Raw genomic sequence first — 17,225 nt, forward strand, 5'->3', positions numbered from 1 at the left:
CTTCTTTCTTAATACAAAAATCTGTTTTTTAATCTTAAAGCATCAAATCGCTGAACATCTTCTTGTTCAATCCGTTTTCCAATTCGGGCCATTAAACAGTTCGCAGGGTGTGAACAAATTTCAGGATCATCCGTTGCAAAGTATTCAAGTCCGCCATTTTGCATCATTTTCTCCATAACTTTTCGATACTCCCATACGTTAAGTTTTGTCCCTTTTAAGTCCCAATGCCAATAATATTCGGTTGTAATGACAATATAATCTTCCATTGCATCATCCATCATTGAAACTTCGAGCATCGCTTTCCCGACACCGCCACCACGGAACTTCGAAATGACCTCGATGGCTCCGAGTTCTATCAAATTATCCATTTTTCCTTCAGACCAGCGTTCTAATGGATCAGGATACAAATAAGTGACATAACCAACAATTTGGTCCTGGTCCCGAGCAATAATAATACGGCCTTCCGGCAATTTTGAGATACCGATAAGCGCTTTGTGCTGCTGAGCAGGAGGTCTAAAAGCTACTAAACCTTCATGAAAAGAATAACTTTCAATGTCAGACGTACGAATGGGTCCTTCGATAATTAAGTCGCCATTTTTATGCTTCAATTCCAAAGCATTATACGTTTTGATATGTTCCACAACTTCACCGCCTTAAGCTGATAATCCATCTGCTACCAGTATACAACAAAACAATAGTGTTTTTGATAAGATTTCTTACAAAACAAAGAACAGTCGGAAAAATATTATTTGTTTGCTAATTTAGAATGTCTTCATGTAGAATAAAAATGTTAGTACATATTTAAGGGGGTACTTTTATGGTTTTAAAAACAATTCCAGCGTTACAGTCTGATTATCAAATGCAAGATTATGAAAAATTAGTAGCTGAGTTCGATTGGAAGGAAGCTGAGAAAGCCTTTAGTTGGTATGAAACAGGAAAGGTCAATATTGCGCACGAAGCAGTAGATCGACATGCGGAATCTTTTCGTAAAAACAAAGTTGCACTTTACTATAAAGATGGCAATCGAAATGAAACTTATACGTTTGGCGATTTGAAGAAGTACTCAAATAAAGCAGCTAATGTTTTAAAAAATTGTTCTACATTAGAAAAAGGGGATCGCATATTTGTCTTTATGCCCCGTTCGCCTGAGCTCTACTTTGCACTGCTTGGCGCATTAAAAATCGGTGCGATTGTTGGTCCGCTATTTGAAGCATTTATGGAAGGCGCTGTGTATGATCGCTTAGACGACAGCGATGCAAAGGCAATCGTTACGACTCCTGAATTAGTGGATCGGATTCCTGTAGACCGTTTACCGAATCTGGAGACTGTGTTCGTTGTAGGTGATGGTGTCACTGAAGAAGGAAAAGTGATCAGTTTTAATAAGCACTTTGAGAAAGCATCAAAAGAATTTGAAGTGGAGTGGTTAGAACGTGAATCACCGACATTGCTCCATTATACTTCTGGGTCTACCGGCAAACCTAAAGGTGTTTTGCATGTACAAGAAGCTATGGTTCAGCAGCTTCAAACTGCAAAATGGGTGCTCGATCTTCGCGAAGAAGATGTATTCTGGTGTACTGCAGACCCAGGATGGGTAACGGGAACTGCATACGGAATCTTTGGACCGCTGCTGGCAGGAACTACTAATCTAGTTGTGGGAGGACGTTTCTCTACAGAGGCTTGGTATGGAGCGGTTGAAGAATTTGGAGTCAGCGTTTGGTACAGTGCGCCTACAGCGTTCCGTATGTTAATGGGAGCTGGAGCGGCTGCGATGGAAGGTCATGATCTATCGTCACTCCGTCATATTTTGTCAGTAGGGGAACCTTTAAATCCTGAAGTAGTGCGATGGGGCATGGAGACTTTCAACATGCGGATCCATGACACATGGTGGATGACAGAAACAGGTGCCCAAATGATCTGTAATTTCGGATCAATGCCGTTGAAGCCGGGCTCCATGGGTAAACCGGTTCCTGGTATTGAAGCAGCAATTGTGGATGACAAAGGAAACATCCTTCCTCCTAATCGAATGGGGAATTTAGCATTGAAAAAAGGCTGGCCAGCAATGATGAGAGCCATTTGGAATAATCCCGAAAAATACGATTCTTACTTCTTGAACGATGAATGGTATGTCTCTGGAGATTCTGCCTACATGGACGAAGACGGTTACTTCTTCTTCCAAGGTCGAGTAGATGATGTAATCATGACAAGCGGCGAGCGTGTCGGACCGTTTGAAATTGAGAGCAAACTTCTAGAGCACCCTGCAATTGTTGAAGCAGGAGTAATCGGTAAACCGGATCCTGTCCGCGGTGAGATCATTAAAGCATTCATCGCCTTACAGGAAGGTGTCGAGCCGACAGATGAACTGAAAGAAGAAATCCGTCAATTCGTCAAGAAAGAATTAGCGGGTCACGCGGCTCCTAGGGAAATCGAATTTAAAGACAAACTTCCAAAGACACGAAGCGGTAAAATCATGAGACGTGTGCTGAAAGCATGGGAACTTGATTTACCGACAGGTGATCTATCGACTATGGAAGATTAAAAGAAGACAAAAAAGCTGGACAGGTGCCGATTACAGGCGCTTGTCCAGCTTTTTTATAAGGAAGGAGAAAGACGGTACCATTAGTCACCGTCAGAATCGCTTCCGCCATCGCCGCCGTTAGCAGGCGGTTTCGGTTTCTTATCTCCCTCAGGTTTTTTATCTCCTTCAGGTTTCTTATCTCCTTCGGGCTTCTTATCTCCTTCAGGTTTCTTGTCAGCGTCCGGTTTTTTATCGGAATCTGGTTTTTTATCAGTATCTGGTTTGGCGTCAGGTTTTGTAGCGCCATCTTCTTTTTTGTCGCCTTGGTCCTGATCAGAATCAGCAGGCGGTGTAGTTTCAGGCTTTGGTGCAGCGACATTCGCAACTGCGTTCGAAGGACCTGAAGTTAAACCAGTAATATCTACCGCTCTGACGGTATACGTTCCGCTTCCGATTGGGAATGACAACGATTGACCATCACGGACAGTCCCGACGCGTGTTCCTCCATTGTAGATGTAATATCCAATGACATCGTTGGATGGTGAAGCGCTCCATGTTAAAGTTGAACCATTTTGCGATGCAGATACACCCGCAGGTGCAGCGCTGTCAGCCGGGAAGACAGAACCGGATACAATTCTAGATGTGAACGAAGAATTAGCTGGGAATAACTTAGAAGCATCGCCACCTAAAGGTCCAAGCATCCGTTTAATGAATTCCAAGTTAACACCTGTTCCACCAGCAGTAATGAATTCCCCCGGAGTAGAAGGCAGTGCCGCATAGCGCGTGCCTTTAACAGAAACTGATGAAGACGAAATGATACTGTCATCTGGTTTGTTCGGAAGCATTACATTGGCATTGAATAGATCTGAACGGACTAAACCAGCAGCTGAACATGCAGCTGAAGGAGCTAAGCCGGAAATTCCGCAGAACGAACGATTCACAACGCCTTTTGGCCGTTGGAAACGGGATTCTTTTCCAATAGTATCAGGTCGAGCTTGGTTTGCAGCATTCATAAATCTTGCATATAAGTCATTGGTTCTTGAACTGGAGGTACCATATTGAGCATTCGGTGAGCTCTGCAATTGGTACTTCTGATATTTGTATCCAATCCATACACCTAAAGAGACATTCGGATTGTATCCAAGCAGCCATCCATCACTGTACGAGTTCGTTGTACCACTCTTTGCAGCAATATCCATGCCGAAGTTTAACTTGCTCTTCATCACTTGTGCAGTACCGCTTGTTGCCACGTCACGAAGCATGTCCGTCACGATATACGCTGTTTCGGGACTGAAAACTTGTACAGGCTTCACTTCATGCTGGTACACGACTTTTCCATCTCTATCTAAAATCTTATCGATAATGTACGGCTCAACATGTTTTCCGCCATTGGCGAGTGTAGCATATGCGCCTGTATTCTCTTGTACAGTACCGCCTTTACTCAAGCCACCTAATGCAGCAGATGGATTGTGGTAATCTCCTTCTATTAAGCTAGAGAATCCCATTTTCTTTAAATAATCTGCGGGACGCCGGTCTATAATTTGCATATACAAGCGAACAGCTGCTAAGTTCTGTGAAGTGGTCAGTGCTTGACGAGCGGGTATGATTCCTAGCTCTTGGTTAGCTAAGAAGTTGTTAGGTTCCCAACCTTTGTAATTGAATTTCACATCCACCACCGGACTGCCGGCTCCAATCACGCCATACTCGATAGCAGGCGCATATACAAGCAACGGCTTGATTGTCGAACCTGGTTGACGGGTTGCTTGTGTTGCGTGATTGACAGATGTTATTTCGTGATCACGTCCGCCTACGAATGCTAAAACTTTTCCGGTTTTATTGTCCAATAGGGAAGCGCCGATTTGAACTGGAAGTTTCTCTAGAGTTTTCTCGCCGGATTCTTTATCTGTCGTTTCTTGCGTGTAGGTATATCCATATCGAGTATAATTTTCTGCAACTTCGTTCAATGCGTTATATAACGGTAAATCTACTGTTGAATAAATTTTGTATCCGTCATTTCTCATAGAACGTTCTGCTAGAATTTCATATTTCTCTTTAAGCTTTCCATCTTCTTCTAATCGACTAGCATCGATCTTATCTTTTTCAGCAAGGACTCCCGCAAGCTTCTTTATAGTCTCGCGTTGAATTTCATCCGTTAAATATTCGTCTTTGCCTTTAGCCGCTGGAGCTGCTTTTCTGAAATCTTTTGTAATATCATAAGCAACGGCCTCGTTGTATTCTTGTTCAGTAATGTATTCCGTTTCTCTCATTCGGAATAATACGGTTTTCATTCGATTTATACCGGGGTTCAGTCCTTCCGGATCTTTTAGACCGCTATTCCCGTTATAGAAAGGGGTATAAGCAAAAGGAGCTTGAGGTATACCCGCAATATAAGCTGCCTGAGCTAAATTCAAATCGCTTGCCTTCTTGTTGAAAATCCCTTCAGCTGCCGCTTCAATACCGGCAACGTTGCCGCCATTTGAATTTCTGCCATAAGGTATAATATTCAAATACGCTTCTAAAATTTCGTCTTTTGTCATAAAGTGTTCGAGGCGCATAGCAAGCAATAACTCTTTTGCTTTCCGCTCGTACGAAATTTCATTCGTTAAAATCTGGTTCTTAATAAGCTGCTGGGTTAGTGTAGATCCGCCTGTCTGACTGTCAGAGTTTGTGACGTCTTGGAAGAGTCCGCGGAATACAGCTTTCGGAACAATTCCGTTATGTGTGTTGAAGTATTCATCTTCCGTAGCGTAGACTGCATTAATGACGTGAGGTGATACGTCTTTTAGTTTGACTTCTTTGCGATCGATGTCGGATCGAACTTTCCTTAGGTATTTACCATTTGTATATATTTCGGATGTTTCTTCATAGCTGAAGATTTCACTGCGCATTTCATCTTTTGGACGAAGCGGTTCTTTCGAAACAAGAGAAGCAAAATAGCCTGCTCCAACAGATGCGCCGAATACTGTCAAGGTTAATCCGATAACTAGGAAGAGCAAAAGGAGATTCCAGACGACGCCAGAAGCGATTCTGGAGTTTTTCGCCCATTTGGTTTTCTTCATTGATTCGAATTTATCTTCAAGTTCGTTCAGACGTTTTTTGTCATGTTTGGTCAATTCGTTCCCCCCTAAAAATCTCATTAATTATATCATATTCTATCGAAGGTTGACGGAATAAGTTTGACAAATTTCCAATTTAGACTACAATTATGGATAGTTACTCTTCACAGTGAAGAAGCCGCAGTAGTGGCAGGCAATCCGTATAGAGAGGCAGCGGTTGGTGAAAGCTGCTCGGTAACCTGTTTACGAATTACAGCTTTTGAGTGTTGCGCGGATAGCGGCGTTATTGCTAATAAAGCGGAGATAATTATCTCAAGCTGGGTGGTACCGCGCTTACATGTACAATTAGCGTCCCTGCATGATCTATTTCGGATCGTGTGGGGACTTTTTGTGTTTGTGAAGCAAAAATGGAGGGGGAAGTTACATGACGGAAAACTTATTGGATGATTTAAAATGGCGAGGGTTGCTTTACCAGCAAACGGATGAGGAAGGGATGGCAAAGCTTCTAAACGAGCAGAAGGTATCTCTTTACTGTGGTGTCGATCCAACAGCCGACAGTATGCACATTGGTCACATCGTTCCGCTTCTTACGCTGCGTCGATTCCAGCTTCATGGACATCGTCCGATTCTACTTATTGGCGGTGCGACAGGGATGATTGGCGATCCTTCGTTCCGTGCAGACGAACGTCAACTTCAGACGGAAGCGCAAGTGGATGATAATGTAAAAGGACTGAAGGTTCAGCTTGAGCGGTTGTTCGATTTTGCTGATGAAAACGGCGCTCGTCTTGTCAACAACAAAGACTGGATGGGACCAATGAGTGCAATCGGGTTTTTACGTGATTATGGAAAACTATTGAATGTGAATTACATGCTGGGCAAAGAAAACGTATCTTCTCGTTTGGAAACGGGTCTTTCATTCACAGAATTCACATACATGCTCATTCAAGGAATTGACTTCAATCACTTGTACGATCATTATGGCTGTCGTGTTCAAATCGGCGGATCGGATCAGTGGGGGAATATCACAACGGGTCTGGAAATCATTCGCAAAACACATGAAGAAGAGACGAAAGCATTCGGTATTACGATTCCGCTTGTGACGAAATCAGATGGCACGAAGTTTGGTAAGACTGCGGGCGGAGCGGTATGGCTGGATGCTGCGAAAACATCCCCTTATGAATTTTATCAATTCTGGTTGAACGCTGCAGATGCAGATGTTGTTCACTACTTGAAAATCTTCACGTTCTTAGATCGTTCTGAAATTGATGAACTGGAACGTTCTGTTTCAGAGGAAGCGCACTTACGCAAAGCCCAGAAGCGACTTGCAGAAGAAATGACACGGCTCATTCACGGTCAAGAGTCTCTTGACCAAGCGATCCGGATTTCTGCAGCGCTGTTCAGCGGAGACCTGAAAAAGTTGACGGCTTCTGAGATGAAGGATGCATTCAAAGACGTCCCAACTTTCGAAATGAATAAGGAAAATCATAATATCGTTGAATTGCTAGTTGCTGCCGGTATTTCACCATCGAAACGTCAAGCCCGCGAAGACGTGACGAATGGCGCGATTTCATTGAATGGCGATAAAGTGACGGACACAGCTTATGAAGTGAACAGCGATGACCGCTTGGAAGATGCATTTACGATTGTGCGCCGCGGTAAGAAAAAATATACAATGATTCAGTTTAACTGATCGAGTTGGCTACAGAGAGAAGGGGCGGTGTCCCTTCTCTCTGTTTTTTCAGTTTTGACGAAAAATTGAAATGAAAAGAGGCTGCACAAGTGATGGGAATGATCATAAATCGCGGGAAGTGCTCATAACTCGCGGATTTCGCTCATAAAGCTAAGGAAGTGCTCATAACTCGCGGAATCCGCTCATAAAGCTAAGGAAGTGCTCATAACTCGCGGAATCCGCTCATAAAGCTAGAAAAGTGATCATAAAACGCGAATTCCGCTCATAAAGCTAAGGAAGTGCTCATAACTCGCGGAATGTGCTCATAAAGCTAAGGAAGTGCTCATAAATCGCGGAATGTGCTCATAAAGCTAGGAAAGTGATCATAACTCGAGGATTTCGCTCATAAATCTAAGGAAGTGCTCATAACTCGCGGAATGTGCTCATAAAACTAGAAAAGTGATCATAAACCTCCAAAAGATACTCTTTACTACAAGCCCTGCTGTACTACCTTATCAATACAAACAAAAAATCCCTTCCGGAAAATCCGGAAGGGATGTGAAATCACTATTAACGAGAGTAGAATTCAACGATAAGAGCTTCGTTGATTTCAGCAGCAAGTTCGCTGCGCTCTGGAAGACGTACGAATGAACCGACTTTAGTGTCAGCATTGAATGATACGAATTCAGGCACGTAGCTGTTGATTTCGATTGATTCGTTAACGATATCAAGGTTTTGTGATTTTTCACGAAGAGAAATCTCTTGACCAGGCTTCACGCTGTAAGATGGGATATCTACGCGCTTGCCATCAACCATGATGTGACCGTGGTTTACTAACTGGCGAGCTGCACGACGAGTGCGAGCAAGACCAAGACGGTAAACGATGTTGTCCAAGCGAGTTTCAAGAAGAATCATGAAGTTCTCACCATGGATACCTTGCATTTTACCTGCTTTGTTGAACAATGTGCGGAACTGACGCTCATTCACACCGTACATGAAGCGAAGTTTTTGTTTCTCTTGTTGTTGAAGACCGTATTCAGAAAGTTTTTTACGCTGGTTCGGGCCGTGTTGACCTGGAGCGTAAGGGCGCTTTTCGATTTCTTTACCAGTGCCGCTTAGTGAGATACCAAGACGACGAGATTGTTTCCAAGATGGACCTGTATAACGAGCCATGAATGACTCCTCCTCTGTTGGTTTTATTTTGTTGTAAAATAAGACCAGATGCGTTCAATCTCTACGACATTCTGTTTTCATGTATCTTCACCTCTGCAGCCAAGGGTTACAGGATACACCTCAAATTGAGGAACAGACTGAGCAATAAAGAACACACAACTGCTGCAATTATTTTACACAACGATTATCATACCAATATTGGACAAACACGTCAAGTTATTGTTATTAAACTACAATGAACTATGTTTTTATGTTATCGAAATAGTTACAAAGAACCAGAATTAAGATTGTGTTATTTGGGTAATTAGTATAGAGTTGTTGTTAGTTAGTATGACTGAAAGAGGGACACTAAATGAAAACGAATGAACAGATTTTTGAGTCAATCAAAGGCAATTTGTTCAACCTTTTAATAGATATACTTAAAGAACCAGACTATCAAGAATTACTTAATCAGCTCGGAGACCTGTTCAAGACTTACTTTAAAGTTGAAATAGTCGATTTATACTTTTATGAGGAAAACCAATTTAACTCAGTTTCTAATTTTAAGAGAATTGAAAACAACCAGGATCCGTCCAATATTATAAACGATAGCTTGATGATTCGAGATTCTGAGCAAAATCCGGTTGCGCTTCTTCTAGTTAAATCAACAGAAGCCTGGAATAGTTTTGCTGTAAGCGACTATATACACGAACTGCAATTGCTTATGGGGAAATTTCTAACTGCATTTAAAGATTCTGAAGCAAGAAAAATCCAATCTGACAGCAATCATCATCTACTTTATGCAATGAAAAAATTTAATTCAACATTAGAGACAAGCGTTATTTTCGAACAGCTTATCAATACAGTAACTCATAATTTACCTGATGTATCTGTGGAATTGATACTTTCACATGAAGAATTACATGAAAATAGTGACTATCGATTGTTCAATTACGCGAACGAATCAGACTCAACAGTTACCGCATTCCTCACGGGTGAGCTGAATATTGATGAACATTTAAAATGCGGAACAAAAGTATTGAATGCACCGGTAAAAGGTAAACAAGGAACTTATGGGATTTTGCAATTAAGTGCACCTGCTGATTATCTGTTTAATGGTATAGTGAAAAACTTTGTTGCCAATATTTCTGAAAGTGCGGGTTATGCAGTGGAAAACTCAAGTTTATACGCCCAATCTTCTCGACTTATCCGCGATTTACAGTTGGTGAATGAAGTCTCAAAAAAACTGACCGGTCGGCTGGAACGGCAGGAAATGATTACTTATATAAATGAAAAATTAATTGGAACTTTTGACCATGAAGAGATTGCGTTTGTATCCCTTCGTGATGGCATTCGAATAATGGCAAAAGAAACTTCAAACTTTTTCTATACTCCAGCTGGAATCCGTTATTTGGATTACGTAGAACAGTATATTAAAAAAAATCTCGATGCCACCTACATTCCAGATTTGAATCACAGCGAAAACAATGAGTTAACTGTGTATCGTTCATTAATTATGACCCCAATGATACTCGCTGATAATTTTGTCGGTTATTTTTTAATGATGCACACTAAGAAATACAAGTATTCATTGGACGATTTCAAATTGGCAAAAGCTATTGTCAGTCACTTTTCTTTAGCGTTATCCAATTTGAATCTACGTGAAGAATTACAAAACTTAGCTGATAAAGATCAGCTTACAGGTTTGTTTTCCAGAAGGTACTTAGATAATAATATGTCCCGTTCGTATCAAAATGGTATAGGCGGAGCATTTCTTCTATTGGATATTGATAATTTCAAATTAGTGAACGACAGATATGGTCATGCTATCGGCGACCAAGTATTAAAACAAACTGCAGAAGTCCTACAAATGCATACTAAAGAAAACGGAATAGCTGGTAGATGGGGCGGTGAAGAATTTGCTATCTATTTACCTTCTGCATCTTTAAGTAAAGGAAAGGAAGTTGCGAAAAGTATTTTACAGCAAGTGCCGCTTGCAACAGAGCCTCCTGTCACCATTTCAATAGGAGTAAATTTCTGGAATCCTTCAACTAACCGTAAAACGTACCAGCAACTATTCCAAGAAACTGACAAAGCTCTTTATAATGCAAAAAATAAAGGTAAAAATCAATTCATAACCTGCGATGCTTTCTGAGTAATCAGTGAGCATCGTTTTTAGTTTGAATAAAGCGAATTGAAAGCATACAATGAATGTAAGCGTTTACTATGTACGAGAAAGGTGGAGGAATCCCATTGAATAACAAATTTCACAAAGATACTGAAACAATCCACACAGGTTATGAAAGCAGCTCTCATCACGGAAGTTTAGCAGTTCCGTTATATCAAACTTCTACATTTGCGTTTGAAACAGCTGAACAGGGTGAAAGAAGATTTGCTGGAGAGGAAGAAGGAGGAATCTATTCCCGTTTAGGCAACCCGACTGTAAGAGTTTTAGAAGAGAGAATGACTGCGCTAGAAAAAGGGGAGGGGACTCTCGCTTTTGGTTCTGGAATGGCGGCGGTAAGTGCAATTTTAACGCATTTAACTAAAACAGGTGATCATATTGTCTGTTCAAGAGGGATTTATGGATGTACTTTTGGACTTCTTACTGTTATGGAACAAAAGTATAATATTACCCACACGCTCACTTCGATGGGAACGGAAGAAGAGATTGAAGCAGCCATTACACCAGAGACTGTGTGCATTTACATTGAGTCCCCCATTAATCCAACGATGGAGCTTGCAGACCTTAAGGCGGTTTCAGCAGTCGCGAAACGACATTCGTTAAAAATTGTGGTGGATAACACATTTGCTTCCCCATATTTACAAAATCCAATCGACTTCGGTGCCGATTTTGTTCTTCACAGTGCTACAAAGTATATTAATGGACATGGAGATGTCATTGCAGGATTACTAGTAGGAAGAAATAAAGAGGACATTGACCAGATCCGTGGAAGTGTTCAAAAGGATTATGGCGGAATCATGTCTCCCTTCGATGCATGGTTACTCATTCGCGGTCTAAAAACGTTATCGGTCAGGATGCAAAGGCATTCCGAAAACGCAGAAAAGTTCACAGAGTATTTAAAAACTCAAGATATGGTAGATGCGGTATTTTATCCGTTCGATGAAAGTAATCCACAAGTCAGCATTGCCAAAAACCAGATGACTGTGGGCGGGGGACTTGTGTCATTTACTATTAAAGGCGGCCAGCAAGCTGCACAAACGTTCATGAATGAATTGAAATTGATTAAAATCGCTGTGAGTTTAGGTGATGCAGAGACACTCATCCAGCACCCGACTACTATGACCCATTCGGGAGTTCCCGAGACAGATCGCTTGAAGATGGGAATCGATGATGGACTTCTGCGTCTTTCAGCGGGCTTAGAGCACGCTGACGATTTAATAGCTGATTTAGAGCAGGCCTTTCAGAACGTTGCAGAACAACACAAGACCTTGTCTTGAATATATGCACACCAACAAAAAAGCAGCGAGGTCTTAATAACCTCAGCTGCTTTTTATGACATTGCTAACTTAAAGGTGACGCAAGAGTACTTCAGCAAACTTTTCAAGACCGACACGATCTTCTTCAGAAAAACGACTCTTTTCCGGACTGTCGATATCTAACACGCCAATAAGAATATTGTCTTTTACAAGCGGGATTACAATTTCAGAATTAGATGCAGAGTCACATGCAATATGGCCGTCAAACGCATTGACATCATCTACTACGAGTGTTTCTCTCTTTTTAGCAGCTGTACCGCACACGCCCCTTCCCATTGGAATGCGAATACACGCGGGGAGTCCTTGGAAGGGGCCTAATACTAGCTCGTCGTCTTCGAGTAAGTAAAACCCTGTCCAGTTTGTACGGTCCAAGAAATTGCTAAGCAGTGCCGATGCGTTGCTTAAATTTGCGATTCGGTTTTTTTCTCCTTCTAACAAAAGATGGAGTTGGTCTGCCACTTGTTGGTAGCTCTCAGTTAGATCTTTAGAATATTCAATTCCCATAAACATGACATTCACTCATTTCTGTGTATTTAGATTCTATAAAAATGAAGGTATCTACTTTAAATCATACATTTTTCGACCTGGTTCACACAAGTAAACAACTTTTCGAGCAAGATTCGCCCTTTTTCAACACGAAAATTCTTTAAACGTGTTACTATATAAGGTATTATCAATTGTAGAGTCGTTGCGGAATAGGGGGATGGGCCATGGTGAACTATTTCATCATTCCAATCATCATAGTGATTGTGCTAGCTGTAGCAATATTTTTGTTAAGACGTAAGCATATCCAAGAAATCAGCAAGCTGGAACATGAAAAGCTTCAAATCCAGCATGAGCCGATCTTTGAGGAAATGACAAAAGTGAAACAGCTCAATATGACAGGTGAGACAGAAGAAAAATTTGAACGCTGGCGCAACGAATGGACAGAAGTGGTCGATGTGCTCGTTCCTAAAATTGATTCTTCTTTATTTGATACTGAAGAAGCAGTGGATCGGTTCCGTTTTAAAAAGGCAACCGGTATTGAAAAAGATATTAAAGAACAGCTCGAAGTTTGTGACCAACGAAAAGAGTCAATCTTAAAAGAGTTGAATGAGCTGATCGGCAGTGAAGAAAAGAACCGATTGGAAATGGAAACATTGAGAGATGAATTCCGTGAAGCGAGGAAATCAGTGCTAGCGCATCCGTATTCTTACGGAAAGGCGGTCCCGTCGTTAGAGAAAGAGCTAGAATATTTTCAACCTGCATTTGAAGAGTATGATAATTTGACGAATAATGGGAATTACCTGAAAGCAAGAGAAAATGTGATTGCAGTTGCTTCAAAAGCAGACGCACTGTTCCCTTTGTTTAAAGAAATTCCTATAGTATTGAACGAATTGCAAAATAAGCTGCCTGCAACACTTCGAGAACTGCGGAATGGTATTGATGAAATGGTTGAAGATGGATATTACTTAAACCACTTAAACTTAAAATCATCATTAGCTTCTATTGAACAGGAGACAGAGGAATTATTGGTGAAAGTCGCTATTCTTGATGTAGAACCTGTTCAAGATCGTTTAGGAGAGATAGAAGAAAATATTGACTCTTATTACGATGCGTTAGAAGAAGAAGTGGTGGAACGTCAATACATGGAGCAAACATACGGAGCCATTTCCCGACAGCTAAAAGACGTCAAAATGTTTGCTAAAGAAATTGCAGATGAAACATTATTTGTTCAACAAAGTTATCGACTTGATGAAAAAGAAGCTGAAATTCCAAAAGCGTTCCTTTTAGAACTCGCGGATGCTTCAAAACGGTTCGATCTGCTAACAAGTCAAGGTGAAAATGGAGAATCTCCATATTCCATTCTTGCACAAGACTTGCGTGACGTAGGAGAGACGTTAGATCGTGTTGAGATGGAGACGAATTCCTTCCAAGAACGCATTAAAAACTTGCGAACAGATGAAGTGAAAGTACGAGAGCGGCTTGAAGTATTAACTCGTCAATTGCTGTTCACAGAACGTAAACTTCAAAAAGCAAACATACCAGGAATTCCGGATGAAATTGAAGTTCGTTTAGAAGAAGCAGATGAACATCTCTTCATTGTTAAAAATGGTTTAGAGGAAGTGCCGTTGAATATGGCACTAGTCGAAGATTATATTAACAGTGCTGAAAATGAGGTTTCAGAAGTCGTTGTAAAAGTTGAAGAAATGTTAGATGATGCATTACTCACAGAACAAATCATTCAGTATGGAAATCGATACCGTGCTTCACATCCAGCGATGCATGCCCGTTTGTTGGAAGCTGAGATGGCATTCCGTCAATTCCGATATGCTAAAGCGTTGGAAGAAGCGGCGACAGCTGTTGAAGAAGTTGAACCTGGAGCCATGAAACGTATTGAAGAACTGCTGCAAGGACAAGTACAGTAAGCACTACTCTAAGCCACCCGCACATCTAGTGTCGGTGGCTTTGTGCTGACTGAAGTGCCTGAAAGGAAGTATTAGGATGATTTATTTAGATAATTGTGCAACGACTTTGCCAGATGAAGAAGTTTTAAACGCATTTACTACGGTCAATCGTACTTATTTCGCAAATCCCGCTTCACTCCATCAAGCTGGCAGCAAAGCTGAACAGCTGTTGGAGTCTGCTAGAAAGCAAATTGCTGAACTTGCGGGGGATCCTGAAAGCACAGTTATTTTTACATCTGGCGGTACAGAAGCCGATAATTTAGCGATAGTTGGTTATGCGAGAAGTCTTAGACATCGTGGAAATCATATTATCACTTCAGAAATTGAGCATGATGCTGTTCGGAATGCTTGCTTATATTTAGAAAAAGAAGGATTTGAAGTTGACTGGCTGACCGTCAATGAAAAAGGTGAAGTCTCTCCTGAAGAATTAAAACAGAAGCTGAGAAAAGATACGATATTAGTGAGCATCATGCATGTGAACAATGAGATCGGCACGATTCAGCCGATTGAAGCGTGTTCGAAAGTGATTCGAGCACATTCCCGGGCATTATTCCACTCTGATTGCGTTCAAAGTATTGGAAAACTGCCCTTACCTTTCCCCGAATGGACCGATGCGATTTCCTTGTCTGCACACAAAATTCATGGACTGAAAGGAACAGGATGTTTAGTTTCCAAGAAATTTAAAACACCTGAAGCAATTTCCTATGGCGGAGGTCAAGAAAGTGGTTTTCGGAGTGGGACTGCAAATGTAGCAGGTGCAGTTGCTTTTGCGAAAGCGATGCGATTGGCGGTCCGAAATAGTGAATCCTCCATGTATAAACGTTGGAATGAACGATTACGTGAACAACTTATTCCTGAAAAAATGGTGCGGATTTGTTCTCCCGTTACTGGTGCTCCACACATATTGACGCTTGCATTCAAAGGGATAACAGGTGAAATAGCGGTTAACTTCTTTCAAGAAAAAGACATCATCGTGTCCACATCGAGCGCGTGTTCATCGAAAGCGAAAAATGTCAGTCATGTGATAGAAGCAATTCGGATCCCAGATGATTATCGAAAAGGAGTTATCCGAATCAGTTTTGGCAAAACGAATACAGATGAGGAAATTGAAGTTTTTACAAAAACAATGCAAGAATTTTTAGAGACAATCAAGAAAGGGATGAAACAGCATGATATGGAATGAACTTTTAATTAGATACGGAGAGATGTCGTTAAAAGGCCGTAACCGTAAAGTATTTATACAAAAGTTAACTGCTAATATTAAACGGACTCTTCATGATTTACCTACTGTAAAGTTAAAAGCAGAACGGGATCGAATGTTTTTATATGCGGACAGTAAGGATCTTAAAGAGGCAATTGAACGGCTTTCTGAGGTTGCGGGTATTCAATCGTACAGCCCGATTGCTAAATGTGAGTCGACCGTTGAAGCCATAAAAGAAACAGCGCTGGCTATTTTTGAGCAAGAAACGACGGAAGACAAAACATTTAAAGTGGAAGTGCGAAGAACGGATAAGTCATTCCCGTTAGTCACTGGAGAATTGCAAAAAGAAATCGGTGGAACCGTTTTAAGAGCGCATCCTAATTTAAAGGTGAATGTAAAGAAACCGGATATTTTACTTCATATTGATATTAGACAAGATGGATCATTTCTTTCTGCACAAGTTTACAAAGGAGCCGGAGGGATGCCGGTTGGCTCAAATGGAAAATCACTTTTAATGTTGTCTGGCGGAATCGACAGCCCGGTTGCTGGTTACCTGATGATGAAGCGCGGGCTGACTATAGAAGCAATCCATTTTGCAAGCCCTCCATTTACAAGTGAAAAAGCTCAAGAAAAAGTAATTGAACTTGGAAGAAAGATCAGTGCCTATGGAGGTACTTTAAAAGTGCATGTCATTCCATTCACAGAAGTTCAACAAGCGATTGTAAAGCAAGTACCAGAAAACGTATCCATTACTTCAACCAGAAGGTTAATGATGCAAATTGCAGACAGAGTACGAAGTGAAATAGGCGCGCTTGCCTTGATAACGGGTGAAAGCCTAGGTCAAGTCGCAAGTCAGACATTGGAAAGCTTCACTGCTATCAATGCGGTGACTTCTACACCGATTCTTCGGCCTTTAATTGCAACTGACAAATTAGAGATCATTGAAATTGCAAAAAAGATCGGCACTTACGAGACATCCATTCAGCCATTTGAAGATTGCTGTACTGTATTTACACCGTCTAGCCCAAAAACAAAGCCGCGGTTAGAAAAAATCGAGTTCTATGAAAGTTTTATCGATTTTGAACCTATGATCGCTGAAGCGATTCAAAATCGCCAAATCATTGAATGTACTCCTGAAGAAACCGTTGAAGAGTTCAGCGATCTTCTTTAATAAGACGAGCAGCTGTTTATTATTTTAATGCTGTGATACCTAGTGGTGGTTTAACAACTATAAGCGAATATGCCTTCGTTCATCTTCCTTTCGACAATAAGAAAAAGATACCAATTCTTTTTTGTGCATGAATTTACTGAAACGGTACATTCTATAGTCACAAGGAGGTGAGACAGACATGGCAAACTCAAACAGCGGCAACTCAAACCAACTTTTAGTACCAGGTGTACAACAAGCGCTTGACCAAATGAAGAACGAAATCGCTTCAGAATTTGGCGTTCAGCTTGGAGCAGACTCTACATCGCGTGCCAACGGATCCGTAGGCGGAGAAATCACTAAGCGATTGGTACGTCAAGCTCAACAACAAATGAACGGTTATCAGAAATAACATGTAAGTTGAACTGCCCCAAAAATGGGGCAGTTTTTTTAGTATGTCTGACAGGCTCTGATTCATGCAGATTGAACCTTTTGAATTGACGGAATTTTAGTTGTATACTGATTACATTGTAAATC

Annotated in this window: 12 protein-coding genes and 1 other annotated feature; of the genes, 8 read left to right on the forward strand and 4 right to left on the reverse strand. The window is 41.2% G+C overall.

Annotation, left to right across the window (positions count from 1 at the left end; all coding sequences use genetic code 11):
• Positions 1 to 8 precede the first annotated feature (8 nt).
• Positions 9 to 641 (reverse strand): GNAT family N-acetyltransferase, encoded by a 633-nt coding sequence (locus QT716_RS09910; RefSeq protein WP_317935888.1) that lies wholly within the window; start codon positions 639 to 641, stop codon positions 9 to 11.
• A gap of 176 nt (positions 642 to 817) precedes the next feature.
• Between QT716_RS09910 and acsA the strand changes: the two genes are divergently transcribed.
• Entirely contained in the window at positions 818 to 2,536 is a 1,719-nt protein-coding gene (gene acsA / locus QT716_RS09915; protein WP_317935889.1) for an acetate--CoA ligase, read from the forward strand.
• A gap of 80 nt (positions 2,537 to 2,616) precedes the next feature.
• Here the strand turns inward: acsA and QT716_RS09920 are convergent, their stop codons facing one another.
• Positions 2,617 to 5,628 carry a transglycosylase domain-containing protein gene (locus QT716_RS09920; RefSeq protein ID WP_317935890.1) on the reverse strand — a complete coding sequence of 1,004 codons (3,012 nt, stop codon included), beginning with the start codon at positions 5,626 to 5,628 and terminating at the stop codon, positions 2,617 to 2,619.
• A gap of 103 nt (positions 5,629 to 5,731) precedes the next feature.
• Positions 5,732 to 5,930 (forward strand) — a binding site (T-box leader).
• A 65-nt stretch (positions 5,931 to 5,995) separates the two neighbouring features.
• Here QT716_RS09920 and tyrS point away from each other — a divergent pair.
• Positions 5,996 to 7,261 carry a tyrosine--tRNA ligase gene (tyrS, locus tag QT716_RS09925; protein ID WP_317935892.1) on the forward strand — a complete coding sequence of 422 codons (1,266 nt, stop codon included), beginning with the start codon at positions 5,996 to 5,998 and terminating at the stop codon, positions 7,259 to 7,261.
• A gap of 549 nt (positions 7,262 to 7,810) precedes the next feature.
• Here tyrS and rpsD read toward each other — a convergent pair.
• Entirely contained in the window at positions 7,811 to 8,413 is a 603-nt protein-coding gene (gene rpsD / locus QT716_RS09930; protein WP_317935893.1) for a 30S ribosomal protein S4, read from the reverse strand.
• Positions 8,414 to 8,765: 352 nt separating this feature from the next.
• On the opposite strand from rpsD, the gene QT716_RS09935 reads away from it, so the two are divergent.
• Both QT716_RS09935 and megL read left to right on the forward strand, forming a co-directional pair.
• Positions 8,766 to 10,547 carry a sensor domain-containing diguanylate cyclase gene (locus QT716_RS09935; RefSeq protein WP_317935894.1) on the forward strand — a complete coding sequence of 594 codons (1,782 nt, stop codon included), beginning with the start codon at positions 8,766 to 8,768 and terminating at the stop codon, positions 10,545 to 10,547.
• Between the two features lie 71 nt (positions 10,548 to 10,618).
• Positions 10,619 to 11,854, forward strand: a complete 1,236-nt coding sequence (megL, locus tag QT716_RS09940) for a methionine gamma-lyase (protein ID WP_398293082.1) — start codon at positions 10,619 to 10,621, stop codon at positions 11,852 to 11,854.
• Positions 11,855 to 11,923: 69 nt separating this feature from the next.
• Here the strand turns inward: megL and QT716_RS09945 are convergent, their stop codons facing one another.
• Positions 11,924 to 12,403, reverse strand: a complete 480-nt coding sequence (locus QT716_RS09945) for a GAF domain-containing protein (RefSeq protein WP_317935896.1) — start codon at positions 12,401 to 12,403, stop codon at positions 11,924 to 11,926.
• A gap of 200 nt (positions 12,404 to 12,603) precedes the next feature.
• Between QT716_RS09945 and ezrA the strand changes: the two genes are divergently transcribed.
• The 4 genes from ezrA to QT716_RS09965 all read left to right on the forward strand — a co-directional run bounded on the left by ezrA (position 12,604) and on the right by QT716_RS09965 (position 17,100).
• Positions 12,604 to 14,301, forward strand: coding sequence for a septation ring formation regulator EzrA (gene ezrA, locus QT716_RS09950; protein ID WP_317935897.1), 1,698 nt, complete (start codon positions 12,604 to 12,606; stop codon positions 14,299 to 14,301).
• 76 nt (positions 14,302 to 14,377) lie between these two features.
• Positions 14,378 to 15,523: a cysteine desulfurase family protein gene (locus QT716_RS09955; RefSeq protein WP_317935898.1), complete on the forward strand. Its 1,146-nt coding sequence runs from the start codon at positions 14,378 to 14,380 to the stop codon at positions 15,521 to 15,523.
• Positions 15,510 to 16,712 carry a tRNA uracil 4-sulfurtransferase ThiI gene (gene thiI, locus QT716_RS09960; RefSeq protein ID WP_317935899.1) on the forward strand — a complete coding sequence of 401 codons (1,203 nt, stop codon included), beginning with the start codon at positions 15,510 to 15,512 and terminating at the stop codon, positions 16,710 to 16,712. The genes QT716_RS09955 and thiI overlap by 14 nt, the downstream gene beginning before the upstream one ends.
• Before the next feature lie 178 nt (positions 16,713 to 16,890).
• Complete coding sequence (locus QT716_RS09965; protein ID WP_317935900.1) at positions 16,891 to 17,100, forward strand: alpha/beta-type small acid-soluble spore protein; 210 nt, start codon at positions 16,891 to 16,893, stop codon at positions 17,098 to 17,100.
• Positions 17,101 to 17,225: the final 125 nt, after the last annotated feature.

This window comes from Sporosarcina aquimarina, assembly GCF_033253705.1.
GTDB classification, from domain to species: domain Bacteria; phylum Bacillota; class Bacilli; order Bacillales_A; family Planococcaceae; genus Sporosarcina; species Sporosarcina aquimarina.

Excerpts from the sequence above, each read along its gene's own strand:
- acsA (WP_317935889.1), top strand. The coding sequence starts at position 818 with ATGGTTTTAAAAACAATTCCAGCGTTACAGTCTGATTATCAAATGCAA.
- tyrS (WP_317935892.1), top strand. The coding sequence starts at position 5,996 with ATGACGGAAAACTTATTGGATGATTTAAAATGGCGAGGGTTGCTTTAC.
- rpsD (WP_317935893.1), bottom strand. The coding sequence starts at position 8,413 with ATGGCTCGTTATACAGGTCCATCTTGGAAACAATCTCGTCGTCTTGGT.
- QT716_RS09935 (WP_317935894.1), top strand. The coding sequence starts at position 8,766 with ATGAAAACGAATGAACAGATTTTTGAGTCAATCAAAGGCAATTTGTTC.
- megL (WP_398293082.1), top strand. The coding sequence starts at position 10,619 with ATGTACGAGAAAGGTGGAGGAATCCCATTGAATAACAAATTTCACAAA.
- QT716_RS09945 (WP_317935896.1), bottom strand. The coding sequence starts at position 12,403 with ATGTTTATGGGAATTGAATATTCTAAAGATCTAACTGAGAGCTACCAA.
- ezrA (WP_317935897.1), top strand. The coding sequence starts at position 12,604 with ATGGTGAACTATTTCATCATTCCAATCATCATAGTGATTGTGCTAGCT.
- QT716_RS09955 (WP_317935898.1), top strand. The coding sequence starts at position 14,378 with ATGATTTATTTAGATAATTGTGCAACGACTTTGCCAGATGAAGAAGTT.
- thiI (WP_317935899.1), top strand. The coding sequence starts at position 15,510 with ATGATATGGAATGAACTTTTAATTAGATACGGAGAGATGTCGTTAAAA.
- QT716_RS09965 (WP_317935900.1), top strand. The coding sequence starts at position 16,891 with ATGGCAAACTCAAACAGCGGCAACTCAAACCAACTTTTAGTACCAGGT.